The 26,436-nt window shown below is 58.6% G+C and carries 26 protein-coding genes; 12 read left to right on the plus strand and 14 right to left on the minus strand.

Going from position 1 to position 26,436, the window contains the following annotated elements:
- Positions 1-26 precede the first annotated feature (26 nt).
- The 3 genes from kduD to V3W49_RS07965 all read left to right on the plus strand — a co-directional run bounded on the left by kduD (position 27) and on the right by V3W49_RS07965 (position 3,218).
- Entirely contained in the window at positions 27-788 is a 762-nt protein-coding gene (gene kduD / locus V3W49_RS07955; RefSeq protein WP_500144795.1) for a 2-dehydro-3-deoxy-D-gluconate 5-dehydrogenase KduD, read from the plus strand.
- A 108-nt stretch (positions 789-896) separates the two neighbouring features.
- Complete coding sequence (locus V3W49_RS07960; RefSeq protein WP_500144796.1) at positions 897-1,487, plus strand: metal-dependent hydrolase; 591 nt, start codon at positions 897-899, stop codon at positions 1,485-1,487.
- Positions 1,488-1,826: 339 nt separating this feature from the next.
- Positions 1,827-3,218 carry an L-cystine transporter gene (locus V3W49_RS07965; protein ID WP_500144797.1) on the plus strand — a complete coding sequence of 464 codons (1,392 nt, stop codon included), beginning with the start codon at positions 1,827-1,829 and terminating at the stop codon, positions 3,216-3,218.
- Between the two features lie 47 nt (positions 3,219-3,265).
- On the opposite strand, the gene cedA is transcribed toward V3W49_RS07965, so the two are convergent.
- Together cedA and osmE are read right to left on the minus strand one after the other, a co-directional pair.
- Positions 3,266-3,496, minus strand: a complete 231-nt coding sequence (gene cedA / locus V3W49_RS07970; protein ID WP_500144798.1) for a cell division activator CedA — start codon at positions 3,494-3,496, stop codon at positions 3,266-3,268.
- A 467-nt stretch (positions 3,497-3,963) separates the two neighbouring features.
- A complete protein-coding gene (gene osmE / locus V3W49_RS07975; RefSeq protein ID WP_500144800.1) occupies positions 3,964-4,311 on the minus strand; it encodes an osmotically-inducible lipoprotein OsmE in 348 nt (115 codons plus the stop codon).
- Positions 4,312-4,567: 256 nt separating this feature from the next.
- On the opposite strand from osmE, the gene nadE reads away from it, so the two are divergent.
- Positions 4,568-5,395, plus strand: coding sequence for an NAD(+) synthase (gene nadE / locus V3W49_RS07980; RefSeq protein WP_500144801.1), 828 nt, complete (start codon positions 4,568-4,570; stop codon positions 5,393-5,395).
- An 87-nt stretch (positions 5,396-5,482) separates the two neighbouring features.
- The gene (gene yddG / locus V3W49_RS07985; protein ID WP_500144803.1) at positions 5,483-6,373 is read left to right on the plus strand and encodes an aromatic amino acid DMT transporter YddG; all 891 of its coding nucleotides are present in this window, start codon (positions 5,483-5,485) and stop codon (positions 6,371-6,373) included.
- 64 nt (positions 6,374-6,437) lie between these two features.
- On the opposite strand, the gene spy is transcribed toward yddG, so the two are convergent.
- From spy to V3W49_RS08015, 6 genes are all read right to left on the minus strand, one after another.
- Positions 6,438-6,923: an ATP-independent periplasmic protein-refolding chaperone Spy gene (spy, locus tag V3W49_RS07990; protein ID WP_500144804.1), complete on the minus strand. Its 486-nt coding sequence runs from the start codon at positions 6,921-6,923 to the stop codon at positions 6,438-6,440.
- Between the two features lie 319 nt (positions 6,924-7,242).
- Positions 7,243-8,202: a succinylglutamate desuccinylase gene (gene astE, locus V3W49_RS07995; RefSeq protein WP_500144806.1), complete on the minus strand. Its 960-nt coding sequence runs from the start codon at positions 8,200-8,202 to the stop codon at positions 7,243-7,245.
- A complete protein-coding gene (gene astB, locus V3W49_RS08000; protein ID WP_500144807.1) occupies positions 8,199-9,539 on the minus strand; it encodes an N-succinylarginine dihydrolase in 1,341 nt (446 codons plus the stop codon). The genes astE and astB overlap by 4 nt, the downstream gene beginning before the upstream one ends.
- Positions 9,526-11,013, minus strand: a complete 1,488-nt coding sequence (gene astD / locus V3W49_RS08005; protein WP_500144808.1) for a succinylglutamate-semialdehyde dehydrogenase — start codon at positions 11,011-11,013, stop codon at positions 9,526-9,528. The genes astB and astD overlap by 14 nt, the downstream gene beginning before the upstream one ends.
- The gene (gene astA / locus V3W49_RS08010) at positions 11,010-12,044 is read right to left on the minus strand and encodes an arginine N-succinyltransferase (RefSeq protein WP_500144810.1); all 1,035 of its coding nucleotides are present in this window, start codon (positions 12,042-12,044) and stop codon (positions 11,010-11,012) included. The genes astD and astA overlap by 4 nt, the downstream gene beginning before the upstream one ends.
- Positions 12,041-13,261 (minus strand): aspartate aminotransferase family protein, encoded by a 1,221-nt coding sequence (locus V3W49_RS08015; protein WP_500144811.1) that lies wholly within the window; start codon positions 13,259-13,261, stop codon positions 12,041-12,043. Before V3W49_RS08015 ends, astA begins: the two co-directional genes overlap by 4 nt.
- Before the next feature lie 420 nt (positions 13,262-13,681).
- Here V3W49_RS08015 and xthA point away from each other — a divergent pair, with 420 nt between their 5' ends.
- Entirely contained in the window at positions 13,682-14,488 is an 807-nt protein-coding gene (gene xthA / locus V3W49_RS08020; RefSeq protein WP_500144812.1) for an exodeoxyribonuclease III, read from the plus strand.
- 4 nt (positions 14,489-14,492) lie between these two features.
- Entirely contained in the window at positions 14,493-14,900 is a 408-nt protein-coding gene (locus V3W49_RS08025; protein WP_500144814.1) for a pyrimidine (deoxy)nucleoside triphosphate diphosphatase, read from the plus strand.
- Here the strand turns inward: V3W49_RS08025 and V3W49_RS08030 are convergent.
- The gene (locus V3W49_RS08030; RefSeq protein ID WP_500144816.1) at positions 14,866-15,138 is read right to left on the minus strand and encodes a YnjH family protein; all 273 of its coding nucleotides are present in this window, start codon (positions 15,136-15,138) and stop codon (positions 14,866-14,868) included. The genes V3W49_RS08025 and V3W49_RS08030 overlap by 35 nt on opposite strands.
- A gap of 176 nt (positions 15,139-15,314) precedes the next feature.
- Between V3W49_RS08030 and gdhA the strand changes: the two genes are divergently transcribed.
- The gene (gene gdhA / locus V3W49_RS08035) at positions 15,315-16,661 is read left to right on the plus strand and encodes an NADP-specific glutamate dehydrogenase (RefSeq protein ID WP_500144817.1); all 1,347 of its coding nucleotides are present in this window, start codon (positions 15,315-15,317) and stop codon (positions 16,659-16,661) included.
- A gap of 1 nt (position 16,662) precedes the next feature.
- Here the strand turns inward: gdhA and V3W49_RS08040 are convergent, their stop codons facing one another.
- The 3 genes from V3W49_RS08040 to V3W49_RS08050 form a co-directional block, all read right to left on the minus strand.
- Entirely contained in the window at positions 16,663-18,621 is a 1,959-nt protein-coding gene (locus tag V3W49_RS08040; RefSeq protein WP_500144819.1) for a DNA topoisomerase III, read from the minus strand.
- Between the two features lie 4 nt (positions 18,622-18,625).
- The gene (gene selD / locus V3W49_RS08045; protein ID WP_500144820.1) at positions 18,626-19,669 is read right to left on the minus strand and encodes a selenide, water dikinase SelD; all 1,044 of its coding nucleotides are present in this window, start codon (positions 19,667-19,669) and stop codon (positions 18,626-18,628) included.
- Between the two features lie 117 nt (positions 19,670-19,786).
- Entirely contained in the window at positions 19,787-20,338 is a 552-nt protein-coding gene (locus V3W49_RS08050; protein ID WP_500144821.1) for an NAD(P)H nitroreductase, read from the minus strand.
- A gap of 168 nt (positions 20,339-20,506) precedes the next feature.
- On the opposite strand from V3W49_RS08050, the gene sppA reads away from it, so the two are divergent.
- From sppA to pncA, 3 genes are all read left to right on the plus strand, one after another.
- The gene (sppA, locus tag V3W49_RS08055) at positions 20,507-22,369 is read left to right on the plus strand and encodes a signal peptide peptidase SppA (RefSeq protein WP_500144822.1); all 1,863 of its coding nucleotides are present in this window, start codon (positions 20,507-20,509) and stop codon (positions 22,367-22,369) included.
- Between the two features lie 249 nt (positions 22,370-22,618).
- Positions 22,619-23,650 carry an asparaginase gene (gene ansA, locus V3W49_RS08060; RefSeq protein ID WP_500144823.1) on the plus strand — a complete coding sequence of 344 codons (1,032 nt, stop codon included), beginning with the start codon at positions 22,619-22,621 and terminating at the stop codon, positions 23,648-23,650.
- Positions 23,647-24,282: a bifunctional nicotinamidase/pyrazinamidase gene (gene pncA / locus V3W49_RS08065; protein WP_500144824.1), complete on the plus strand. Its 636-nt coding sequence runs from the start codon at positions 23,647-23,649 to the stop codon at positions 24,280-24,282. Before ansA ends, pncA begins: the two co-directional genes overlap by 4 nt.
- A gap of 32 nt (positions 24,283-24,314) precedes the next feature.
- Here the strand turns inward: pncA and V3W49_RS08070 are convergent, their stop codons facing one another.
- The gene (locus tag V3W49_RS08070; RefSeq protein WP_500144941.1) at positions 24,315-24,599 is read right to left on the minus strand and encodes a YeaC family protein; all 285 of its coding nucleotides are present in this window, start codon (positions 24,597-24,599) and stop codon (positions 24,315-24,317) included.
- 44 nt (positions 24,600-24,643) lie between these two features.
- Entirely contained in the window at positions 24,644-25,057 is a 414-nt protein-coding gene (msrB, locus tag V3W49_RS08075) for a peptide-methionine (R)-S-oxide reductase MsrB (RefSeq protein WP_500144825.1), read from the minus strand.
- A 331-nt stretch (positions 25,058-25,388) separates the two neighbouring features.
- Between msrB and gapA the strand changes: the two genes are divergently transcribed.
- Positions 25,389-26,384 (plus strand): glyceraldehyde-3-phosphate dehydrogenase, encoded by a 996-nt coding sequence (gene gapA / locus V3W49_RS08080; RefSeq protein ID WP_500144827.1) that lies wholly within the window; start codon positions 25,389-25,391, stop codon positions 26,382-26,384.
- The last annotated feature ends 52 nt before the right edge of the window (positions 26,385-26,436 follow it).

The raw sequence follows: 26,436 nt of genomic DNA on the forward strand, positions 1-26,436 counted from the left end.
TAATCCATGCCAGACGGGAGCAATCTATGATTCTCGATGCATTTTCTCTTCACGGTAAAGTGGCGATCGTCACTGGCGGCGATACCGGGTTGGGCCAGGGAATGACCCTGGCGCTGGCGGAAGCTGGCTGCGACATCGTGGGCGTCAGCCGCAAAGATCCCATTGAAACGCGGGAGAAAGTGACCGCGCTTGGCCGTAGATTTAAGGCTATTCAGGCTGACCTTAGCGCCACCGATGCTATTGACGATATTGTCAGTCAAACCGTCGCAGAAATGGGGCATATCGATATTCTGGTCAATAACGCCGGCACTATTCGCCGCGCCGACTCGCTGGCGTTCAGCGAAAAGGACTGGGACGATGTGATTAACCTGAATCTGAAGTCGCTGTTTTTCCTCTCCCAGGCCGTGGCCCGTCAGTTTATTCGCCAGGGAAAAGGCGGCAAAATCATCAATATCGCTTCCATGCTGTCATATCAGGGCGGCATTCGGGTGCCCTCTTATACGGCATCGAAAAGCGGCGTGCTGGGACTGACCCGACTGCTGGCCAACGAATGGGCGCCTCATGGCATCAACGTTAACGGTATCGCACCGGGCTATATGGCCACCGATAATACCCGGGCGCTACGCGACGATGAAAACCGCAGCCAGGAGATCCTTGGGCGCATTCCGGCCGGGCGCTGGGGCACGCCGGAGGATCTGCGCGGCCCGGCGGTCTTCCTGGCCTCCTCCGCTTCCGACTATGTCAACGGCTTCACCCTGGCGGTTGACGGCGGCTGGCTGGCCCGTTAACGCTCTGATCGGCGGTGACGTTGTGATAAAGTGTTACAACGTCACCACTTCCTTCCACTGTATAAAAACCCTATACTGGATGCATTGACAGTTATCCCGGGTTTTATCATGACGGCGGAAGGCCACCTCCTCTTTTCCATCGCCAGTGCGGTATTCGCAAAAAATGTGGAACTGACGCCGGTTCTGGCCCAGGGCGACTGGTGGCATATCGTGCCTGCTGCGGTGCTGACCTGCCTGTTACCGGATATCGATCATCCCAAATCCTTTCTTGGCCAGCGCATTCCCTGGGTATCACGGCCGGTGGCCAGAGCCTTTGGCCACCGGGGATTCACCCACAGCCTGCTGGCGGTGTTCGCGGCACTGACTCTGTTTTACCTCAAGGTGCCAGAAAGCTGGGTAGTGCCTGCCGACGCCATTCAGGGCATGGTGCTGGGATATCTGAGTCATATTCTGGCCGATATGCTGACCCCGGCTGGCGTTCCGCTGCTCTGGCCCTGCCGCTGGCGATTTCGCTTGCCCATCGTCCGGCCGCAAAAAGGTAATCAGCTGGAACGGGCGCTGTGTATCCTGTTTTTCTGCTACGCACTATGGATGCCTCAGTCCGTTCCGGATAATGACGCAGTGCGCTGGTCATCCTGGTTTATCTCCAGCCTGCAAAACCGTTTCGACCACTTTATTAATCACCAGATAGGTCAATAATTACGCATATTATTCCATTCAGGAATAAGCCATTCCTTTTGGGTATAATCCCTCGTTTTTTAGTGCTGTTACACTTGTCGCCATACCTATAAGGCCGGGCAGTTATACGCAAAAAATTATTCAAGCTGCATCAAAGCGGCAACTGAACGAATCCCCGGGCGCATTGTAGTCCTGTGTGGCAGGGGTGAGTGACAAATCTCCGGAGCGGATTTGAACGTTGCCTGCAGCGGCCCCAAAAGGGGCAAGACCCAGGGATGGCGAGTATTGCAGCCAGCAAAGAGGCGGCTTGAAGTATGACGTGTATATACGGCCATCGACAAAATTCAGGAGTAAACGGGGATGAACTTTCCACTTATAGCGAACGTCGTGGTGTTCGTTATTCTGCTGCTGGCGCTGGCGCAAACTCGTCACCGTCAGTGGAGCCTGGCAAAAAAAGTGCTGGTCGGTCTGGTGCTGGGCGTGCTGTTTGGGCTGGGTCTGCACCTGGTCTATGGCGCCGATACCCCGGTCATGAAGGCGTCGATTGAGTGGTTTAACGTGGTCGGTAATGGCTATGTCAAACTGCTGCAGATGATCGTTATGCCGCTGGTCTTCGCCTGTATCCTCAGCGCGGTGGCCCGTCTGCATAATGCCTCATCGCTGGGCAAAATCAGCATGCTGACTATCGGCCTGCTGCTGCTGACTACATTAATCGCAGCCCTGGTCGGGGTGCTGGTCACTAATCTGTTTAATCTTAGCGCCGAAGGGCTGGTGCAAGGCAGTGCTGAAACCGCGCGTCTCAACGCTATCCAGACCAATTACGCTGGCAAAGTCTCTGACCTTTCAGTACCGGAACTGCTGCTGTCATTCATACCCAAAAATCCGTTCGCCGACATGACTGGCGCCAGCCCCACGTCGATCATCAGCGTGGTTATCTTCGCCGCCTTCCTGGGCGTGGCTGCGCTGAAGCTGCTGAAGGACGATGCCGCCAAAGGCGAGCGGGTATTGACCGCGATCGATACTCTGCAAAGCTGGATCATGAAGCTGGTGCGCCTTGTCATGCAGCTGACGCCTTACGGCGTACTGGCGCTGATGACCAAAGTTGTGGCGAGCTCTAACCTGCATGACATCGTGAAGCTGGGCAGCTTTGTGGTGGCCTCCTACCTGGGGCTGGCCATTATGTTTGTGGTACACGCTTTGCTGCTGTCGCTGGCGGGCGTCAGCCCCCTGCGCTTCTTCCGCAAAGTGTGGCCGGTACTGACCTTCGCCTTTACCAGCCGCTCCAGCGCCGCCAGCATCCCGCTGAGTGTTGAAGCGCAGACTCAGCGTCTGGGGATCCCGGAATCCATCGCCAGCTTCGCCGCCTCGTTTGGCGCAACTATTGGCCAGAACGGCTGTGCCGGTCTGTACCCGGCTATGCTGGCGGTGATGGTAGCGCCGACAGTGGGAATTAATCCGCTGGATCCGATGTGGATCGCCACTCTGGTGGGTATTGTCACCGTCAGTTCCGCTGGCGTGGCGGGCGTAGGCGGCGGCGCGACCTTCGCGGCGCTTATTGTGCTGCCGGCCATGGGGCTGCCGGTCACGCTGGTAGCGCTGCTGATCTCCGTAGAGCCGCTTATCGATATGGGCCGTACCGCGCTGAACGTCAACGGTTCCATGACCGCGGGCACCATTACCAGCCAGCTGCTGCGTCAGACCGATAAAGCGGTTCTTAACAGCGACGACGAAGCTGAACTGGCGCACCGTTAACCTCTCAAACTAAAAAAAGTCCGGCGTCTGAAAGGCGCCGGACTTTTTTATACCTCCTCCTGGCGCACCTGGTCGGCCCAGCGCTGCGCCGCCTGAGGCACATCAAACGCCGGGGAGCGTCGGAAAGCATTCCCCACCAGCACAAACGCCACATACTTCCCTCGCAGCGTCCAGACGTCCCGATACTCGTCAAGACGTCTGGCATGTTCCGGCGGTGCCGGTTCAAGCCTGGGAGTGTAGCTAATCACCGGACGATTCTGTTGACGAAGAGGTTTCATAAGCGCTGTTCAATTGATCCGTTACGAAAACTGGCAAGTCGTTATGATAGCGGATTTCCCGTAGCCGCGTCGCGCATCCCGTGCCGGCGGCGAGCCGCGCCCAACAGGCTGATTGCGGGCAAAAGTATCAGAGCGCCGGGAACGGCATGTTTCACCATAAAAAAATCTACGTATCGTGCGCGCCGCGGCAGGCCGCCATCATCACCATAGCGGCCTGACAGGAGCCGACAAAATCAAATAGCTACCAACGGGAAAATTTTTTGCGTAACAGCCCATTGCCTTTTGCATCCTGGCTGCGCACGCGGAAGGAATTTTTACCGGGATCGATACCAATTAAGTGTAACCTGTTTCATGATGGCGCCCTCTGAAAGAAAAACACCCTGTCAGCGTATGCCTCCAGGGTGGTGATGAGCGTCTTCTGAACCGCCGTTATCAGCGGCGGTTTTTGATCGTCTTCAGGGCCGGAATCAGAAGATTTTCTTCTGCGGCGCCTGCGGATCGGTATCGTATTCGGCGCAGGTCTGGTAGCCGGAATTAATTACGTGGCCGGTATCGTTCAGGGCCACAAAATAGGTTTCGATCTTATTACCGCGTTGACCCAGGATATAGGTCTGGCAGGTACCTTTCGCGTGAACCATAGAGACCTCCGAAGAAGGCTGGCCGGCAATCTGGCGAACCTGCTCACGGGTCATCCCCTTCTTCACGTCTTTAACCACCGGTTGGGTGAACTGATCGGCGGTACGGTCGTAGGCCGTACAGCCTGCCAGCATGGTTAAAACAGCTGCTGCGCCTAAAAATCCTGCTAATTTGCTCATTTTTCATCCTCTGTTTTTATCTCGGCGAGTCTAATAATCCTGGAATATAAAACAATTTTTTTCAAGTTGTTAACAGGCAGAACTCACTTTAAGAAAACTCCAAATAAAAATGCAACCCACTGATATGCCGAAAAACACGCCATTTACCCGGGCAGGCGCCCGCCCTCTCTTGTCGTTTGAGGCACAACGGGTTAGTTTAAAGCTGTTATCTATTTCCGTCCGCCGTCGCGGACGATTCATTTTTACGGAGGGGGAAATGGGCCTACAGCAAGAGATTATTGAGGCGCTTGGCGTGAAACCGGTAATAGACGCCGAACAGGAAATTCGCCGCAGCGTCGATTTTCTGAAGTCTTATCTGCAGCGCTATCCGTTTCTGAAAACTCTGGTTCTTGGCATTAGCGGCGGGCAGGATTCCACGCTGGCCGGCAAGCTATGCCAGACCGCCATCAGCGAACTGCGCGCCGAAACCGGCAATAACGAATATCAGTTTATCGCCGTGCGCCTGCCGTTCGGCACCCAGGCGGACGAGCAGGACTGCCAGGACGCCATCGCCTTTATTCAGCCGGATCGGGTACTGACGGTCAATATCAAGGCTGCGGTACTGGCCAGCGAGCAAACGCTGCGCGAGGCGGGGATCGAGCTGAGCGATTTCGTGCGCGGCAACGAAAAGGCCCGCGAGCGCATGAAGGCGCAATACAGCATTGCCGGGATGACACACGGCGTTGTGGTGGGCACCGACCACGCCGCAGAAGCGGTAACCGGGTTCTTCACCAAATACGGCGACGGCGGCACCGACATCAATCCGCTGTTCCGTCTCAACAAACGCCAGGGGAAGCTGCTGCTGAAAACCCTCGGCTGCCCGGAACATCTGTATCTGAAATCACCAACCGCGGATCTGGAAGACTCCCGTCCCGCACTGCCGGACGAAACCGCCCTGGGCGTGAGCTATGAGCAGATCGACGACTACCTGGAAGGTAAAATGGTCGCTCCAAAAGCCGCGCAGATTATCGAAAACTGGTATCAGAAAACCGAACACAAACGCCGCCCACCCATTACCGTCTTCGACGACTTCTGGCACCGTTAACCGTTAGCGCCCGTCGCACGCACGGGCGCGCATTTTCAGCGGCTTTTTCGAAATAGCGACAGGCGCCATGATGGCGAATTTCTGACAATGGACGTAATAACCCGGCGCGCCACCCTGATTGGGCTGCTCGCCATCCTGCTGTGGAGCACCTCGGTTGGATTGCTGCGCAGTATCAGCGAACACTTTGGCCCTGGCGGCGGCGCGGCGCTTATCTACACCCTGAGCGCCCTGCTGCTGTGCCTGACCCAGGGGTTGCCTCGCCCGGGCGCGTTACCGCGCCGCTACCTGTTCATTGGCGGGGGGCTGTTTATCTTCTATGAAATTGCTCTGGCGCTGGCGATCGGTCTGGCCCATACCCGAACCCAGGCGCTGGAGCTCGGGATGATTAACTATCTGTGGCCGGGGCTGACGGTCGCACTGGCGTTACTGCTCAACGGCCAGCGCGCCGCATGGTGGCTCTGGCCGGGATTGCTGCTGGCACTGACGGGCGTGGGACGGGTGATGAGCGGTGACGGCACCTGGTCGCTGGCGCAACTGTGCCATAACGTGCGGGATAATCCGCTGGCCTATGGACTGGCCTTTAGCGCCGCCGTCGTCTGGGCGCTGTACTGTAATCTTACTCGCCGCTGGGGCGGCGGCAAGAGCGGCGTTCCGCTATTTTTCTGCGCCACGGCGCTGCTGCTGTGGATCAAATATGGCCTGAGCGATGAAGCGCCACTCCGTTTTGCGCTCTCTCCGACGCTACAGCTGCTGTTCATGGGCGGCTCTACCGCGATAGCCTACGCATCATGGAACTACGGGATCCAGCGCGGCAATATGACGTTACTGGCCAGCGCGTCTTATTTTACGCCGGTGCTTTCCGCATTAATCGCCAGCCTGTGGCTGGGGCTGATGCCCGGCTGGCCCTTCTGGCAGGGGGTGATCATGGTAGTGGGCGGCTCACTGCTGTGCTGGCTGGCGACCCGTCGCTACGGATAATCAATAATAAAAAGCGCCCCCGCGTGTTAAACGCGGGGGCGCCATCATCCAACGTGGATTGTGATTATTCGGCAGACGCGGCCTTATTCATACGCTCCTGCTGCTTAATCAGGTGCTTTTCAAAATTAGCGTTGTACTGTTTTTTCTGTTCCGGAGTCAGCACATTATAAATTTTGTTCTGAGTTTCCATCATCGACAGCATACGCGCATGATTCTGTTTTTCCCCTTTTTCGATCAGCTGTTCAGCTTTTGCCCGATCAAAGGTATCACTGGCTACAAGGTTGTGCATAGCGCGACGCTCATCCAGGTTCGGGCGCGGCATTTTCTGGCGCTCGGCCTTCATAATATCGCGAACCTGCTGCTTCTGGGCATCGGTCAGGTTAAGGTCTTTAAACATCATCATATGATGCGGGCCGCGCGGACCATTATGATGATGCATTTTCACTGCGTCTTCCTTTGCCGGGGTCGTGGAAGTATCGGCCGCATGAGCCAGATTCGCCGCGCCCAGGGCCAGAGATGAGGCAACAACAATCGCAGTTAATTTACGCATAGTATCTTATCCTTATTCAGTTATTCGGCGACGGGACTCTGTCGCGTTGACGAAAATAAGTTTAGGGGTTTCACAGTCAAGTAAATCACTGGTGCCGTAAAGTAATGAAAGCGTCATTACGAAGTTTTCACCAATTATGAAGAAAATAAGGAGAAAGGGTGCTGGATGGTAACTAAAAATAAAAACAAGGAGAATCGCCAGAAATTATGGAGAGAGAGTAGCCGATTTATTTGGTGAAATAAACCCTGCATCAGGAACATTCTGAATATTTAATTATTCACGGCTAACTGAATACATTCCGGCCGCGCAGGCCGGAAATCTACACCATATCGATCAGCATCAGCCCGGCACGCAGGCCGGGGGCCACGCCGGGGTTGGGAAACAGCACGTATTCGGTAGGATGTTCAGCAAGATAACGACTCCCCGCCTCCTCCGCCAGCAAGTCTCCCGCATGAAAGGCAGTAAAATTAGGCGTCCGCTCCGCCATGTGCAGCACAAACGATTCGCTCCGCTTGGTTAACTGACGCACCACCCGGTAGCGCCGGGGCGGCTGGGATGGCATCACCGGCGCTTCCCCCCCAAGCAGCGCACGCAGGGCCAAATCTGCCCGGGAGAACTGCGTCAGATCGTTATCGCCGAAGGGGCGCGCCTTGCCCAGCTCCAGCGTGGCGCTCAGGGCGCCGCAGCAGGCGTGGCTGAAGTGGCTGAAGGTACCGCCCGGTGCCTGATGGAACACCAGTGCCTCCAGTCCCGCGCTCCCCAGCCAAGCCAGAAACCCTTCATCCCACGGCGTCGGACTGGCAGGCAGCACGGCAAAGCGCGGATGGCGCGATTCACGCAGCGCGGTATGCATGTCCAGATGCCAGCGCCGCGGCGCGCGGTAAAACGCCTTCAGCCGCTGTTCCAGCCGGCTGGCACGTGCCGTCTCCGCCCCTGGGGGAAAACGCTGCCAGCCCTGCGAAAACATCCGGTTCATATCGTGCTGCAGATAGCGCCGCCCGGCGCGTAGTGCGCCAGGATTGCCCAGAATCGCCATCAGGCGCCAGCGCAGCGGCAATGCGCCCGTCGCCAGCGCCTGAATGATACCGTCCAGCAGCTCCACCGGTGCGGTCTCATTACCGTGAATCGCCGCCGAGATAACCAGATCGCCCAACGGCTCAGCATGCGGCGTTACGCACAGGAGCCCCTCTTCCTGCCACTGCCATGAAAAGTGACTCAGCTCGCCGCAACGCGCATCCGGCACCCTGCCGCTCAGCGTCCGGGCCAGGAAATCCTTCATGCCGTTACCTCCCGCTGAAAATCGTATAGCGCGCCAAGGTTGAGAATACCGGTCAGCTCATCCAGAGCCGTGCGGCTCTCATCCAGCAGTTGTGGATCGCGTAAATCATCGACGATCAGCCGATCGCGATAATGACGCGCGATCCAGCCATCCAGGCGCCCGAACAGCGTATCGTTCATCCAGACCCCGGGATTCACCGCCGCCTGTTCCGCTCCGGTCAGTACCACACGCAGCCGCAAACAGGCCGGGCCGCCGCCGTTAGCCATACTTTCACGCAGATCAAAGACCCAGAGCCGGTTGATGGGGTTATCCGCCGCCAGCAGCTCATTCAGATAGTTCCAGACCCCGGCGTGACGCCTGGCCTCTTCCGGTAACACCAGGGTCATTGTGCCGTCTGGCATACTTAACAGCTGGCTGTTAAACAGATAGGTCTGCACCGCATCCGCCACCGTAACCCGGCTATCCGGTACCTCGATAAGCCGGAAGCCGGGCACCCGCTCGTTCAGCTCCTGCCACAGCGCCTGAGCGCCGACGAAGGCGCGTTCATGGCACAGCAGCAGTTGCTGATGACTGACGGCGATAACGTCGTTATGAAATACCCCACCGTCGATAACCTCGGGATTCTGACGCACAAAGCGCGCCTGATACGGCACCACCTGATTCAGGCGCGCCACCGCCTGACTGGCGGCCAGCGTCTGACGGGCGGGATAGCGCTTTGGCCCTTCCCCCGGTGCGCCGTCGTCGCGCCCCCAGACAAACAGCTGGATGCCCGGCTCACCGTGAGCCACGGCGAGTCGATTATGGTTGGCAGCCCCTTCATCGGCAAAAGCGGACGCCTGCGGCAGCGCGTCGTGAACCTCAAAATAGCGGGCGTCGCCAAAAATAGCGCGCAGCGCCCGCCCGGTAGCGGGCGCCTCTGCTGCGCGGTGCAATTTGCTGTTCAGATTTGCTACCGTAAAATGCACCCTTCCATCCAGGCTGTCCGCCGACGGCGACACCGTCGCGGCATTAGCGACCCACATCGCCGAGGCCGAACTGGCCGCTTCCAGCAGTCCCGGCGCCTGGCGCCACGCCTTATCCAGCACCGAGCTGTCGCTGCCGCTAAATCCCAGCCTGCGCAGCAACGCCACGCCCGGCCGCTCCTGAGGCGGAATAAGCCCCTGCAGAAAACCGGCGTCCGCCAGCGCTTTCATCTTCAGAAGCCCCTGGCGCGCCGCCAGGCGCGGATTGGCCACCCGGTGCCGGTGACGCATCGACGCCTCGTTGCCCAGCGACAGCCCGGCGTAATGGTGAGTTGGCCCCACCAGGCCATCGAAATTGGCTTCACGAGCGATCATTGCGACCTCCGGAAAAGTCCAGTCCCGGGCTGAGCTGCTGCGGTAACGTGCAGCACTCGCTTTCCAGGCTCGCCATCGGCCAGGCGCAGGCGTCTGCCATATACCAGGCGCCGGGGCGGTGATTGCCCGAAGCCCCCACACCGCCGAACGGCGCCGTGCTGGCGGCGCCGGTCAGGGGCCGGTTCCAGTTAACGATACCGGCCCGCGCTTCCAGCAGCAGGCGCTCAAACAGCGCCCGATCGGCTGAAATCAATCCGGCCGACAGCCCGTAACGGGTATCGTTCGCCAGAGCGATAGCCTCGTCAAAATCGCTATAGCGCCAGACGCCCAGCAGTGGCCCGAAGATCTCTTCGTCCGGCACCCCCGCGACGCCGGTCAGTTCCACCATTCCCGGCGAGATTAGCGAACTGCGTTCGTCCAGTAAGGCGGGGGTCAGCAGAGGCTGACCTCCCCGCACCAGGTGCTGATGCCAGGCATCCATAACGCGCTGCGCCGCGGCCCGGCTAATCACGCCGCCCATAAAGGGCTGGGGATCGGCATTCCAGGCCGCCGGGCGCAGTCTCCCGGCTACGGTAATCAGCCGCGCCAGAAAGCTATCTCCCACTGCGCCGCGCTTAACCAGCAGGCGCCGCGCGCAGGTGCAACGCTGCCCGGCGCTGATAAAAGCCGACTGAATGGCCAGATACACCGCGCCATCGATATCGTCGGGCTCGTCGACAATCAACGGATTATTTCCGCCCATCTCCAGCGCCAGAATTTTTTCCGGCTGACCCGCGAGCTGGCGATGTAACCGATAGCCGGTGGCGGCGCTGCCGGTAAACAGCAGACCATCAATGCCTGCGCTGCCCGCCAGCGTCTGACCGGTTTCCAGCCCGCCCTGAACCAGGTTCAACACCCCGGGCGGCAGCCCGGCCTGCTGCCAGAGCTTTACCATTGCTGCACCGCTGCCCGGCGTCAGTTCGCTGGGCTTAAATACCACGGTATTGCCCGCCAGCAGCGCGGGAACAATCTGACCATTCGGCAAATGGCAGGGAAAGTTATAGGGGCCGAACACCGCCAGCACACCGTGTGGCCGATGGCGCAGACTGGCTACCGCGTCATCCCCCAGCGGCGTGCGCTGTTCGCCGCTGCGGGCATGCCAGGCTTTTAGCGAAATGGCAATTTTATTAACCGCAGCCGTCACTTCGGTGAGCGCCTCCCAGCGCGGTTTTCCCGTCTCTTCGCCGATGGTGGCGGCCAGCGCTTCGCGCTGTTGCTCCAGCAGCGCGGCAAAGCGTTCCAGGATGGCGAAGCGCGCCGGAAGCGTTTGGCGGGCCCAGTCGGGAAACGCGGCCCGCGCGGCTTTGCAGGCGGTGTCTACCTCCTGCGGGCTGGCGCTGTTTCCCTGCCATAGCCGCTCGCCCGTCACCGGGTTCATTTTATGAAACGGCGCGCCACTGCCTGGCTGCCAGTGACCGTTAATCCAGTGTGTCATCCGCGTTTCTCCTGAGGAATAAGGCGAACCAGGCGTACCCGGTCGCCGCTGGTGCATTTCAGCGCGTCGGCCGTTGCGCCGTCCAGTACGATGCGCGACGCCCGGGGACTGGCAGCCACCAGCAGGGCGCGAAACTGTTGATAGTTTTCATTGGCGACCAGACAAAGCGGCAGAGAATCCCGGGAGGGCTGACCGATGGCGACCTCCACCATGCGGCTGTCGCGAATGGCCCTCACCTGCTCCAGGTCACACTCCAGCGTCGGCCCACCGTCGAAGATATCGATGTACTGACGATAGCGGAATCCTTCCGCTTCCAGCACCGCCCTGGCCGGCGCCGTCTGGGGATGCACCTCGCCAATCACCGCCCGGGCCTCGGCAGACAGAAAATCGGTATAAACCGGGTGCTTCGGCATCAGTTCGGCGATAAACCTCTTCTGACCGGTTCCACACAGATAATCAGCCGTTGTGAAATCCATATCGAAAAAGCGGCTGCCAAGGCTGTCCCAGAATGGCGATTGCCCCCGTTCGCTGCTGACGCCGCGCATTTCCGCCACCAGTTTGCTGCTGAAATGCTCCGGAAACGCGGCCATAAACAGAAAACGGCATTTAGAGAGCAGATATCCGTTGCCGGAACGTCGCCAGCCCGGATCGAGAAACAGCGAACAGAGCTCGCTGCTGCCGGTATGATCGTTACTGAGAAACAGGGTCGGCAGCGCCTTATAGACGTTAAGCTCTTTCGACGCGTGCACCAGGGTGCCCACCCGGTAGTTGTACCAGGGCTCGGTCAGGCCCACGGCGACTTCGATGCCGCAGATCCCCACCGGTTTGCCACTCTCCTGTTCTTCCAGGATAAAAACATAACCCTGCTCCCCGCGCGGTAGTTCGCCGCGCCAGGTTTTTAGCGAGCGCTCGATGCGCGCCGCCAGGGTGCCTTCATGGGCGGGAAGCGATGTCAGGCCGCTACCGGCCCCCCCCAGCATCGTCATCAATCCGCCAAGATCGGCATGAGCAACGGGACGAATCACTATCACAGGCGCTCCTCCCTAATCGCGGCGCGGCAGGCCTGTTCAAAGCGCTCCAGCCCTTCGTCGATATCCTGTTCGTCGATAATCAGCGATGGGGCGAAACGCAGTACATCCGGCCCCGCCACCAGCATCATCAGCCCCTGTGCGGCGGCGGCCCGCACAATCGTCTTTGCCTGGCCGGCGTATTCTGGCCGCAGTTCGCAGCCGATCAATAACCCCAGGCCACGAATATCCCGAAACAGCGCCAGCCGGGCGTTGATGGCCTGTAACCGGGTGATAAAGTGCTGATGGCGCTGGCGCACGCCGTCCAGCAGCGCGGGGGTATTCACCAGCTCCAGCACCCGCCCGCCGATAGCGCCCGCCAGCGGATTGCCTCCCCAGGTGGTACCATGGTCGCCCACCCTCAGCGTGCGCCCGATAGCATCGGTGGTCAGCATGGCGCCTATCGGAAAACCGCCACCTAACGCCTTGGCGCTGGTGAGTACATCCGGCGTCACGTCATAGTGCATATAGGCATACAGCGAACCGGTGCGTCCTACGCCGGTCTGAACCTCATCGAAGATCAGCAGCGCGCCGTGTCGATCGCAAAGCTCGCGCAGTCCCGCCAGGAATTCGCGCCGCGCCGGAATAACGCCCCCCTCGCCCTGCACCGGCTCCACAATCACCGCGCAGGTTCGGTCATCGATAAGCTTCGCCGCCGCGTCCAGATCGTTATAGGGCGCGTGGTGGATATCCGGCGGCAGCGGCGCGAAGTCGCGGGAGTAGGCAGGCTGACCGCCGACCGAGACGGTAAATAGCGTGCGCCCGTGAAAGGCGTGGTCGAAGGCGACAATAGCGCTTTTTTCCGGCCCGCCGCGCTCGTGCCCATATTTACGCGCCAGCTTCAGCGCCGCCTCGTTGGCTTCAGCCCCGGAATTACAAAAGAAGACCCGTTCAGCAAAAGTGGCGTCGATCAACTGCTTCGCCAGACGCAGGATCGGTTCGTTAGTGTAACCGTTACCGGTGTGCCACAGTTTAGCGGCCTGCTGTTCCAGCGCCTGACGCAGCGCCGGGTGCGCGTGTCCCAGGGCGTTAACGGCAATACCGCCGGCGAAGTCGATATACTCTTTCCCTTCCTTGTCCCATAGTCGCGAACCAAAGCCGCGGTCTGGAATAAACGGGGCCGGCGCGTAAAGGGGAACCATCCAGGCGTCAAAGTCTTCGCGGGTAACGGACTGTGTCATAGTGGCCTCGTAACGTATTGGTTGGAATATTGTTAATAAAAAGTATCAATCCACCTTCTGACTGTAGATTGCAGACTTTATGCCAGCCAGCCGCCAAAATGCATAAACCGGGACAGACAACGTAATATCAATAAGTTACAAGCCGCAAATATTCACTTATAGTGCATAAAAAGTGAATAAACAGAAATAAACTCATTGCAGCAGAACGATAAACAGATAATTTATGCAACCGCAGAAGATCATTTTGGTTATGCGATCCGGCTCCAAATTTCACAAAGGGTTATGCGCCATAAGGCAGCATCCTGCACCAGATTAAGGCGCCAATTGCAGCAAACGGTCGCGTCATCTTTTCGGGAGGGGAATCCGGTAGCGATTTCTGCTAACATCCCTGCCACATTCACCTGACTGCGGCAGCGATTTATGAAATTTGTCTCTTTTAATATCAACGGACTGCGCGCCCGCCCCCACCAGCTGGCGGCGATTGTCGAACAGCATCAACCGGACGTTATCGGTCTGCAGGAAACTAAAGTGCACGACGATATGTTCCCCCTGGAAGAGGTGGCGAAGCTCGGGTACAACGTGTTTTACCACGGCCAGAAGGGCCATTACGGTGTTGCGCTACTGACCAAAGCCTCGCCGCTGGCGGTACGCCGCGGTTTTCCGGATGACGGGGAAGAGGCCCAGCGCCGTATTATTATGGCGGACATCCCCTCACCGCTCGGCACGCTAACGGTAATCAACGGTTATTTTCCCCAGGGCGAAAGCCGCGACCACCCGCTGAAATTCCCGGCTAAACAGAAGTTCTACCAGGATCTGCAGAATTATCTGGAAGGTGAGCTCAGTAACCAGAATCCGGTGCTGATTATGGGCGATATGAATATCAGCGCCACGGATCTCGATATCGGCATCGGCGAAGAGAACCGCAAACGCTGGCTGCGTACCGGTAAATGCTCCTTCCTGCCGGAAGAGCGCGAATGGATGGATAGACTGCTGGGCTGGGGACTGGTGGATACCTGGCGCGCCGCCCATCCGGATACCCGGGATCGGTTCTCGTGGTTCGACTATCGCTCTAAAGGATTTGATGATAACCGCGGGCTGCGTATCGATCTGCTGCTGGCGACCTCGCCGCTGGCCGAACGCTGCACAGAGAGCGGCATCGATTATGAGATTCGCGCCATGGAGAAACCCTCCGACCATGCGCCAGTCTGGGTGAAATTCGATCTGTAATTCGATGAATACCCTGGATGTGGTGGCAGCCATTATTCACCGCCGCGGCGAGATTCTGCTGGCGCAGCGTCCACCGGGCGGCGATCAGCCGGGGCTGTGGGAGTTTCCCGGCGGCAAGGTGGAGCCGGGCGAAAGCCAGCCTCAGGCGCTGGCGCGTGAACTGTGGGAAGAGCTGGGGATCCGGGCGACGGTTGGCGATTATATCGCCAGCCAGCGTCAGCAGGTGGCTGGCCGTACCATCCACCTGCACGCCTGGACGGTGCCGGACTACCAGGGTGAAATCCAGCTTCTGAGCCACAGCGCCCTGATCTGGTGTCGTCCGCAGACCGCCAGGGATTATCCCCTTGCACCGGCGGATATTCCGCTGCTGGCGGCCTTTATGGCTTCACCCGCCGCCACACCAGCGGATTAGTGCCAACCGTTCCCTGCTCACGCTGACACTGGAGCAGTATCCCTTCACTTTTAATTACCGCCCCTTCGCTGTAGCTGCGATCCTCAAACAGGCAGCAGCGGTTACAGTTCGCAGCCCTATCCCGGGTGCGCTCCAGGCTTTGCGCGGGAATTTTCACTTCCACGTCAGGGGCAGGACGAGCGCTGGCGGGCAGCGCTGTGCCAAACGCCAGTAGCGCAAATAACAGCCGTTTTTTCATACCTCTGTAACTCCTTTTCGATCATCTTATGGCGACTATTCTGGCCGCAGACATTGACAGCGGCAAGCGCTGTCTTTTTCTGCTTGCCGTCAGGCCCCTGGACAGTGATATAGTCAAAAAATAACCATAATTTCGCCTGCGGGCTTTTTCTTTTTTCTGATGACAGGAGTCACCCTATGAGTACCATTCCTTCCCTGGAGACCTTTCTCACCTGCGTACTGCAACGCGATCCCCATCAGCCAGAATTCGCCCAGGCGGTGCGGGAAGTTTTCACCACCCTGTGGCCCTTTCTGCAACAAAATCCCGACTACTTCGATAGCGCCCTACTGGAGAGGCTGGTCGAACCGGAACGCGTGATTCAGTTCCGGGTCGCCTGGACCGACGACCAGGGTCAGGTGCAGGTCAATCGCGCATGGCGGGTACAGTTTAACTCGGCTATCGGCCCCTATAAGGGCGGCATGCGCTTCCACCCTTCGGTCAATCTGTCGATCCTGAAGTTCCTGGGCTTCGAACAGACCTTTAAAAATGCCCTGACCACCCTGCCGATGGGCGGCGGTAAGGGCGGCAGCGATTTCGATCCCAAAGGCAAGAGCGACGGAGAGATCATGCGTTTCTGTCAGGCGCTGATGAGTGAACTGTGGCGTCACCTGGGGCCGGATACCGACGTTCCTGCCGGCGATATCGGCGTCGGTGCTCGCGAAGTAGGTTATATGGCCGGAATGATGCGCAAACTGAGCAATGCCAGCGGCTGCGTGTTTACCGGCAAGGGATTAAGCTTCGGCGGCAGTCTGATTCGCCCCGAAGCCACCGGCTACGGCCTTATCTACTTTACCGACGCCATGCTCAGGCAGCACGGTCTGGGGCTGGAAGGCATGCGGGTCGCGGTTTCCGGTGCCGGCAACGTAGCGCAGTACGCCATTGAAAAAGCGCTGGAGTATGGTGCCCGGGTGATCACCGCTTCGGATTCCCGCGGCACGGTGGTGGATGAAGCCGGTTTTACGCCAGAAAAGCTGGCGCGGCTAAAAGCCATTAAGGCCAGCCATGATGGTCGGCTGGAAGATTACGCCCGGGAGTTCTCGCTAACCTGGCTGGAAGGCGCCACGCCGTGGCGGGTGCCGGTCGATATCGCCCTGCCGTGCGCCACCCAGAACGAACTGGATGTCGATGACGCCAGGCGCCTTATCGCCAGCGGCGTTCGGGCGGTAGTGGAAGGCGCCAATATGCCGACTACCCTGGCGGCCACCGCGCTGTTCCAGCAGGCTGGCGTACTGTTTGCACCAGGCAAAGCGGCCAACGCCGGCGGGGTAGCGACATCCGGACTGGAAATGGCTCAGAACGCCGCACGCCTGAGCTGGAGCAGCGACGAAGTCGATGGAAGGCTGCACGCCATTATGGAAAAAATCCACGCCGACTGCGTCACCTGGGGAAGCGACGGCGCCGCACAGCTGGACTACGTGCGCGCCGCCAATATCGCAGGCTTTGTGAAAGTGGCCGATGCCATGCGCCATCAGGGCGTGATATGAATTAAACGCCGGGCGCGGCCTCTTCGCCGCTGCGACTCCCCCGGCGTCTGCCTTTCGCCGCGCCGCCTTTACGGGTAGCGCGTTTTTCCGTCTGTGGCTGGGGCGCTACCAGGCCGCGAAACTGGCGCACCGGCGTATTACGCGCCAGACCTATCAACTCATGCAGGGTATCCACCAGCGGATGCATAAAATCCTGATAGCGGCACTGCTTTTCGCTGATGCGCGTCAGTACCGATTCCCAGTGGGCGGTCATATCCGGGCGTCCGGCGATCTCCGGCAGCGAGTGGATAAGTGCCCTTCCCGCGTCCGACGAGTGGATATAGCGCCCCTTCTTGACCAGAAAACCGCGCCGGAACAGCAGCTCGATAATCCCCGCCCGGGTCGCCTCGGTACCCAGTCCATCCGTGGCGCGCAGGATCTTTTTTAAATCCTTATCCTGCACGAAACGCGCAATACCGGTCATGGCCGACAGCAACGTAGCGTCGGTAAAGTGCCGCGGCGGCTGGGTCTGGCGCTCGACCACCTCGCCCTTTTCGCACAATAGCTCGTCGCCCTTAGCCACCACCGGCAAAGGCGTACCGTCGTTATCTTCATCACGCTCTTTTGCCCCCAGCAGGGTACGCCAGCCGGCCTCCGCCAGAAAACGCGCCTTCGCCACAAAGCGGCCGCCCGCGATATCGAGATCGATAACGCACTTGCGAAATACCGCATCCGGGCAGAACTGCATCAGATACTGACGGGCGATAAGCTCATAAATACGCCCCTCATTTTCCGTCAGCTTCACGGCGCTGCCGCGGGCGGTCGGGATGATGGCATGGTGGGCATCCACCTTTTTATCGTCCCAGCAGCGGTTGCGCAGTTCGGGATCCACCACCGGTTGCGGCAGCAGACCCGGCGCGTGAACGCCGATAGCGTTCAGCACCGAATGGCGCCCGGCGTAGTGCTCTTCCGGCAGATAACGGCAGTCAGAGCGGGGATAAGTAATCAGCTTGTGGGTTTCATACAGTTTCTGACAGGTATCCAGCACCGTCTGGGCGCTGAGCCCGAAGCGCTTTGCGGCTTCAATCTGCAGACTGGATAGCGAAAACGGCAGCGGCGCCGTTTCCGATTCGCGCTTATCGTTATAGGCCGTTACCGTGGCGGGCTGACCGGTGATACGTGTAACGACGTGCTCCGCCAGCCCGCGGTGCAGCAACCGTCCCTCTTCATCCTGATAAGGCTCGCAGGAGTCGCTGGGCTGCCATATCGCAACAAAGCGCTCATCCTTTGGAGTAACGATATGGGCGCGCACCTCGAAGAAATCGCGCGGCACGAAGTTTTCGATCTCTTCATCGCGGCGCACTACCAGCCCCAGCACCGGCGTCTGCACTCGTCCGACCGACAGCACCCCCTGATAGCCGGCATTACGCCCCAGCAGGGTCCAGGCCCGGGTCATATTGATGCCATACAGCCAGTCGGCGCGGGCACGTGCCAGCGCCGAAACGCACAGCGGCACAAATTCGCTATTGGCGCGTAGTTTTGAAATGGCGCGCTCCACCGCCTGCGGGTTGAGATCGTTAATCAGACAGCGCTGAACCTGACGCCGCTTTTCCGGCGTCAGCTCAAGATAGTCGAGCACCTCGTCAACCAGCAGCTGTCCTTCGCGATCCGGGTCCCCGGCGTGCACTACTTCACTGGCCTGATCCAGCAGCTTACGGATGACGTTAAGCTGTTTGGCGACCGATGGCCGCGGCTGCAGCCGCCACTTTTCCGGGACTATAGGCAAGTCGGCCAGATTCCAGCGCGCGTAGCGGCCATCATAGACGTCCGGCTGCGCCTGCTCCAGCAGGTGGCCCACGCACCAGGTCACCACCTGGCCGTTGCCGCATTCAATATAGCCATCGCCGCGACGATGAGGTTTAGGGAGCACATCGGCAATGGCTCTCCCAAGACTCGGCTTTTCCGCGATAAACAGCCGCATGGAATCAGCGCACCTCGATCATCGGGCGTCCGCCCCGGGCCTCGCGCAGCTCGCCGATAGCCGTTAATTCCAGCCCCAGCTGAAGCGCCTGTTCCAGCACCTGCGCTTCAGCTTCCGGTGCCACCGCCAGCAGCAGGCCACCGGAAGTCTGGGGATCGCACAGCAGGCAGCGCCAGGCCTCGGGCATCTCGCCCATCAGGTGACCGTAGCTGGCGAAGTTACGCTCGGTGCCGCCAGGCACGCAGCCCTGATCGATATAGGCCTCGACGCCGGGAAGTTTCGGCACCCGATCAAACCAGACTTCAGCCTGAACGCCGGCGCCCTGACACATTTCGCTCAGATGACCCAGAAGGCCAAAGCCGGTGACGTCGGTCATCGCCATCACGCCGTCCAGCTTCGCCAGCTGCGCGCCGGGTTTGTTCATCCGGCACATCACTTCGGTCGCCAGACCTTTATGTTCCGGCAGCAGGCACGATTTTTTCTCGGCCGTGGTCAGTACGCCAATGCCCAGCGGCTTGGTGAGATAAAGCCTGCATCCCGCCCGGGCGGTGCTGTTTTTCTTAATCTGTTCGGTAGGCACCACGCCGGTGACCGCCAGACCGAAAATGGGCTCAGGCGCATCGATGGAATGGCCGCCCGCCAGGGCGATCTCCGCCTGACGGCAGGCTTCACGCCCCCCTTCGGTCACCTGACGGGCGATTTCCGGGGCCAGCTTATCCAGCGGCCAGCCCAGAATGGCAATCGCCATGATAGGCTTGCCGCCCATCGCATATATATCGCTGATGGCGTTAGTGGCGGCAATGCGGCCGAAGTCGAAAGGATCGTCGACGATCGGCATAAAAAAGTCGGTGGTGCTAATGATGCTGGTGCCATTGCCCAGATCGTAAACGGCCGCATCATCACGGGTCTCATTGCCCACCAGCAGGTTCGGATCGATGAACTTCGCCTGTTCGCTGTGCAGAATGGTTTCCAGCACCTTCGGGGAAATTTTGCAGCCGCAACCGGCTCCGTGGCTATATTGCGTCAAACGAATGGCTTGCTCACTCATGGACCTCTCCTGTCATTGGCTATGGCCCATATGGTAGCGCCAGAATGCGGGAGTGGTAAGAGTGGCCATCCGAATTGCGCTGCTTTTGCTCATAATCCAGACAGCCAGGAGGAAGTTTCAGAATCGTTGCACGAACGGTGTGATATCCGGCACGCTAATCGAGGTCGCCGCTTTGAGCTGTGGCGTACCCAGATAGAGGAAGCCCACAATTTTATCCTGCTCGCGGCAGTGAAAAGCGGCCCGTACTGCTGCATCTTCGGTCCAGGGGCCGCTACGCCAGATACCGTTAAAGCCCTGAGCCTGGGCCGCCATCTGCATTGCCATCACCGCACAGCCCGCGGAACAGAGCTGTTCCCAGTGCGGCACCTTTGGATGATCTTCGCAGTGGGCCACTACGGTGATAATCAGCGGCGCGCGAAACGGCGAGGTACGCGACTTTTCGATCCCCTTTTCATCCAGGCCTTTGGCTTTCGCTGCCTCTTCCAGCAGCAGGCTGAAGCGCGCGCGCCCTTCCCCTTCGATCAGGAAAAAGCGCCAGGGTTGCAGACCGCCGTGATCCGGCGCCCGCATACCGGCCAGCAGAATATTTTGTAACGCTTCGCCTTGCGGCGCCGGCTCCGCAAGGCGGGAAGCGCTGCGGCGGTTAATTAACAGTTCTAATGCATCCATTTTTAACTCCAGTAACGATGCTTTCCCATGAAATTAACACAGCAAGGTAGATTGTTACAGCACAGCGCCGATTCCTGCTGACAATCCGCCTGCGTATATTTAGGATAAACAATATACTGGCTGCCACGGGATCGCTGGCAGTGATATCTATCTGGTTATGGAGAATACATGCGCACCCTTTGGCGAATCTTTGCTGGCTTTTTTAAATGGAGCTGGCGCCTGCTGAATTTCATCAGGGAACTGGTACTTAACCTGTTCTTTATCTTCCTGGTTCTGGTTGGCGTCGGCGTCTGGATGCAGTTCAGTAGCCTGACGTCCGATACCAGCCGACCCACCGAGCGCGGCGCGCTGTTGCTGGATATTACCGGCGTCGTGGTCGATAAACCCTCGGTCAGCAATAAGCTGGGAATACTGGGCCGCCAGCTGTTCGGCGCCAGCTCCGACCGGCTTCAGGAAAACTCGCTGTTCGATATTGTCGATGCCATTCGTCAGGCGAAGGACGACGCGAATATTACCGGCATCGTGCTCGATCTGAAAAACTTTGCCGGCGCCGATCAGCCTTCGATGCGCTACATCGGTAAGGCGCTGCAGGAGTTTCGCGCCAGCGGCAAACCGGTTTACGCCCGGGGAGCGAACTACAGCCAGGGGCAGTACCTGCTGGCAAGCTTCGCCAATAAGATCTGGCTCTCTCCGCAGGGCGAGGTGGATCTGCACGGTTTTGCCACTAACGGCATGTACTATAAGTCACTGCTGGAAAAGCTGAAGGTCAACACCCACGTATTCCGGGTGGGCACCTACAAGTCCGCCGTAGAGCCATTTATCCGCGATGATATGTCCGATGCCGCCCGTGAGGCGGACAGCCGCTGGATTGGCGAACTCTGGAGCAACTACCTTGACACCATCGCCGCTAACCGTAAGGTTCCGGCTGAACAAATCTTCCCCGGCGCCCAGGGGCTGCTGAGCAAGCTGACCGAGCTGAAAGGCGATACCGCGCAGTACGCTCTGAAGAACAAGCTGGTGGATGAGCTGGCCACTTCCGACGTGGTCGACCAGGCACTGGGCAAGCAGTTCGGCTGGGACGACAAGCAGAAAACCTATAAGGCCACCAGTCTCTATGATTACAGCGTCAAGCCCGCTGCGCAGAAAGGCGGCGCTATTGCGGTAATTCTGGCGAGCGGTGCGATCATAGACGGCGAAGACTCCGCCAGTAATATGGGCGGCGACACCACGGCGGCGCACATTCGCGAAGCCCGGCTCGATCCCAACGTCAAAGCCATCGTACTGCGGGTTAACAGCCCCGGAGGCAGCGTCAGCGCCTCTGAAGTGATTCGCGAAGAGCTGGCCGCGGCGAAGGCGCAGGGCAAACCGATTGTGGTTTCTATGGGCGGTATGGCGGCTTCCGGCGGTTACTGGATCTCGACCCCGGCGAACTATATCGTGGCATCCCCCACCACCCTGACCGGCTCTATCGGCATCTTCGGGGTTATCACGACCCTTGAAGAGAGTCTGAAGAGCGTGGGCGTCAATACTGACGGAGTCGCCACCTCGCCGCTGGCGGACGTATCGACCACCAAAGCGCTGCCTCCGGAAGTTCAGCAGATGATGCAGTTGAGCATCGAAAACGGTTATCAGCGCTTTATTAACCTGGTGGCGAAATCGCGCAACAAGACGCCGGAGCAGATCGACCAGATTGCCCAGGGTCACGTCTGGACAGGCCAGGACGCCAGACAGAATGGCCTGGTGGATAGCCTGGGCGACTTTGATGACGCCGTTAACAAGGCGGCGGAGCTGGCGAAACTGAAACAGTGGCACCTGAAGTTCCAGCTGGACGATCCGGGTCTGTTCGATCAGTTGCTGAGCCAAATGGGCGCCTCAGTGCAGGCTTCGCTGCCCAAAGCGCTGCTGGCGTACCTGCCGGCACCGCTGGCGCAGGCCACCAGCGAGCTGAAAGCCCAGGGCGACAAATGGCAGGCGCTGAACGATCCCCAAAATCGCTATGCATTGTGCCTGACCTGTGGTGATGTGAAGTAGCTTTCCCCTATAGCCCAGCGCCTGCCGGGCTATGATTGCGGCTAAAGAGGGAAAAACGTGGTTTTTCCCTCTTTGGGTAAGTCGCCGAAAATCAATAAATTGATTTTCCTTGTTTATTTTAAGAGGAATTTGGGCCGGAGGTATCCGGCCCTGAGTTCATCATTTGCCCCAGCCCGGCGCCTGCCGGGCTGTTTTTTTCCCGGAACCCTGGCTATATTGCGGCTGTTTATTTCAGCCCAGAGTCCTCTGATGCCAAAGAAATCGATTTACGTCGCTTATACCGGCGGAACCATTGGGATGCAGCGCTCCGAACAGGGGTACATTCCGGTATCCGGCCATCTGCAGCGCCAGCTCGCACTGATGCCGGAGTTTCACCGCCCGGAAATGCCGGACTTTACTATCCACGAATATCAGCCGCTGATGGACTCATCGGATATGACGCCGGAAGACTGGCAGCATATCGCCGATGACATTAAAGCCCACTACCACGACTATGATGGCTTTGTGATCCTGCACGGCACCGATACCATGGCCTTTACCGCTTCAGCGCTCTCTTTCATGCTGGAAAATCTGGGCAAGCCGGTAATTGTGACAGGGTCACAAATCCCACTGGCGGAATTACGTTCAGACGGACAGACCAATCTTCTGAACGCGCTGTATGTGGCGGCCAACTACCCGGTTAACGAGGTCACGCTGTTTTTTAATAACCGCCTGTATCGCGGCAACCGTACCACCAAGGCTCATGCCGATGGCTTCGATGCCTTTGCTTCGCCTAACCTGGCGCCGCTGCTTGAAGCCGGGATCCATATCCGGCGCCTGAATACGCCGGCGGCTCCCACTGGCCACGGCGAACTACTCGTGCACACCATTACGCCGCAGCCTATTGGGGTGGTGACCATCTATCCGGGTATTTCGGCCGATGTGGTGGGCAACTTCCTGCGCCAGCCGGTACGGGCGCTGATCCTGCGCTCCTACGGCGTCGGCAACGCGCCTCAGCACGCCGATTTTCTGGGTGAGCTACGGGCGGCCAGCGAACGCGGCATCGTGGTGGTGAATCTAACCCAGTGCATGTCGGGGCGCGTCAATATGGGCGGCTATGCCACCGGTAACGCCCTGGCCCATGCCGGCGTGGTCGGCGGCGCCGATATGACGGTAGAAGCGACCCTGACCAAACTGCACTGGCTGTTAAGCCAGGGGCTGGAGGCTCCCGCTATTCGAGCGGCGATGGCGCAAAACCTGCGCGGTGAACTGACCCCGGAAACCGAAGGAGCAACGCCATGACCCGTAGCGCCCTGTTACTGATCGACCTGCAGAATGATTTTTGCACCGGCGGCGCCCTGGCGGTGCCGGATGGCGATAGCGTCATCGCCGTCGCCAACCGACTCATCGATGCCTGTCAGGCCCGGGGGATCGCCGTACTGGCCAGCCAGGACTGGCACCCGGCGAATCACGGCAGCTTCGCCAGCCAGCAGGGAGAAGCGCCTTACACTCAGGGTGAACTGGCGGGTCTGCCCCAGACCTGGTGGCCGGATCACTGCGTGCAGAACAGTCCGGGCGCGGCGCTGCATCCGGAGCTCCACCAGCAGGCTATCGATGCGCTGTTTTATAAGGGCGAGGATCCGCAGGTGGACAGCTACAGCGCCTTCTTCGACAACGGACAGCGTCATCAGACGGCGCTGGACGGCTGGCTACGCCACCATGAAGTGAGCGGGCTTATCGTGATGGGACTGGCGACCGACTACTGCGTCAAATTTACGGTGATGGATGCCCTGAGGCTCGGCTACCAGGTAACGCTTATCACCGATGGCTGCCGCGGGGTGAATATTTCACCCCAGGACAGTGAACAGGCGCTGGCGGAAATGGCGGCGGCAGGCGCGATACTGCGCACCGAAATTGAAGCGTTTCAGCTATAGACATACCGGCCCGGTTTTTCCCGGGCCAGTAATTACTCTCGTTCCGGTTTCAGGGTAACGAACGGCGCCGGTTCGATACCGAACTCCTGCTTCAGTTGCTGTTTGCTCTTCATCACGATCTGACCATCGGTGCCCAGCGTCATATGCTCAGGCTGATGATTATTACGCGACTGCCACAACAGAACCAGCTGCAGGGTGTTCTCTTTCTGCTCCGGCGTCAGCGCCACGCCATCCGGCCATTTACCCAGCTCGACGGCGGTGGCAAGACGCTGGTAAACCTCAGGCGTCATCGCCGCCAGGATCTGATCCATCTCCATACTCATAGTTCATACTCTCCCGGGAAGGTAGCTGAATCGTTTTTTCAGCCCTTGATTCGTTCGCTGCCGCTGCCGTCGTTGAAGCTCAGGGAAGCGGAGTTCACGCAGTAGCGCTCGCCGGTGGGCTGCGGGCCGTCCGGAAAAACGTGGCCCAGATGGGCGTCGCAGTTTCCGCAGCGAATCTCAATACGTTCCATGCCGTGAGAAGAATCCTTCAGATAGCGGATAGCGCTTTCGCTGACCGGCTCATAAAAACTGGGCCAGCCGCAGCCGGAATCGTACTTAGTGATGGAGTTAAACAGCGGCGCATCGCACACCAGACAGTGGTAGATACCGTCATGCTTGTTATGTAGCAAACGCCCGCTAAACGGCGGCTCAGTGCCCTGCTGCTGCGTCACGTAGTACTGCATTTCATTCAGGGATTGCTTCAGTTCTTCGGTCGATTTTGAGTTAGCCATATACAGCGCTCTCTGTATGCATATCAGGGGTCTTCGATTTCGATTCTAACAAAACATTAACAGCGTGGGTGCCGGTTTTGTTCTAAACTCAGCCCATAATAGCGAATGCGCCATCATTTGTGATCTTATTCACACTTTCTTATCCAGGGCGCTTTAAAATCTGCCGCATCGCCCTCATATGGGTGGCAGCAGAATGGAATTGTGGAGGCGAATCTCCCCTCCGTCGGTTTGATTTGTCGCAATGATTGACACGATTCCGCTTGACGCTGCGTAAGGTTTTTGTAATTTTACAACCAACCTTTTATTCACTAACAAATAGCTGGTGGAATATATGACTATCAAAGTAGGTATCAACGGTTTTGGCCGCATTGGCCGCATTGTTTTCCGTGCCGCTCAGGAACGTTCTGACATCGAGATCGTCGCTATCAACGATCTGCTGGACGCGGATTACATGGCTTACATGCTGAAGTACGACTCCACTCACGGCCGTTTCAACGGTACCGTAGAAGTGAAAGACGGCCATCTGGTTGTTAACGGTAAAACCATCCGTGTTACCGCTGAAAGAGATCCGGCTAACCTGAAGTGGAACGAAGTTGGCGTTGAAGTGGTTGCTGAAGCGACCGGCCTGTTCCTGACCGATGAAACCGCACGTAAGCACATCACCGCTGGCGCGAAAAAAGTGGTTATGACTGGCCCGTCCAAAGACAACACGCCGATGTTCGTTCGCGGCGCCAACTTTGAAACCTACGCAGGCCAGGACATCGTTTCCAACGCTTCCTGCACCACCAACTGCCTGGCGCCGCTGGCTAAAGTCATCAACGACAACTTCGGCATCATCGAAGGTCTGATGACCACCGTTCACGCGACCACCGCCACTCAGAAAACCGTTGACGGCCCGTCTCACAAAGACTGGCGCGGCGGCCGAGGTGCTGCTCAGAACATCATCCCGTCTTCCACCGGCGCAGCTAAAGCGGTAGGTAAAGTCCTGCCGGAACTGAACGGCAAACTGACCGGTATGGCGTTCCGCGTTCCGACTCCGAACGTCTCCGTTGTTGACCTGACCGTTCGCCTGGAAAAATCCGCTTCTTACGAAGACATCAAGAAGGCTATCAAAGCCGCTTCTGAAGGTCCGATGAAAGGCGTTCTGGGCTACACCGAAGATGACGTGGTTTCCACCGACTTCAACGGCGAAGTTTGCACGTCCGTATTCGATGCCAAAGCCGGTATCGCACTGAACGACAACTTCGTGAAACTGGTTTCCTGGTACGACAACGAAACTGGCTACTCCAACAAGGTACTGGACCTGATCGCCCACATCTCCAAATAAGGTGTGTTGAAATCAGCGTTCGGCAAAAGGCCCCTCTGTGGGGCCTTTTTTA

It is taken from the genome of Rosenbergiella sp. YN46, from assembly GCF_036620675.1.
In the GTDB taxonomy this organism is placed as follows: domain Bacteria; phylum Pseudomonadota; class Gammaproteobacteria; order Enterobacterales; family Enterobacteriaceae; genus Jejubacter.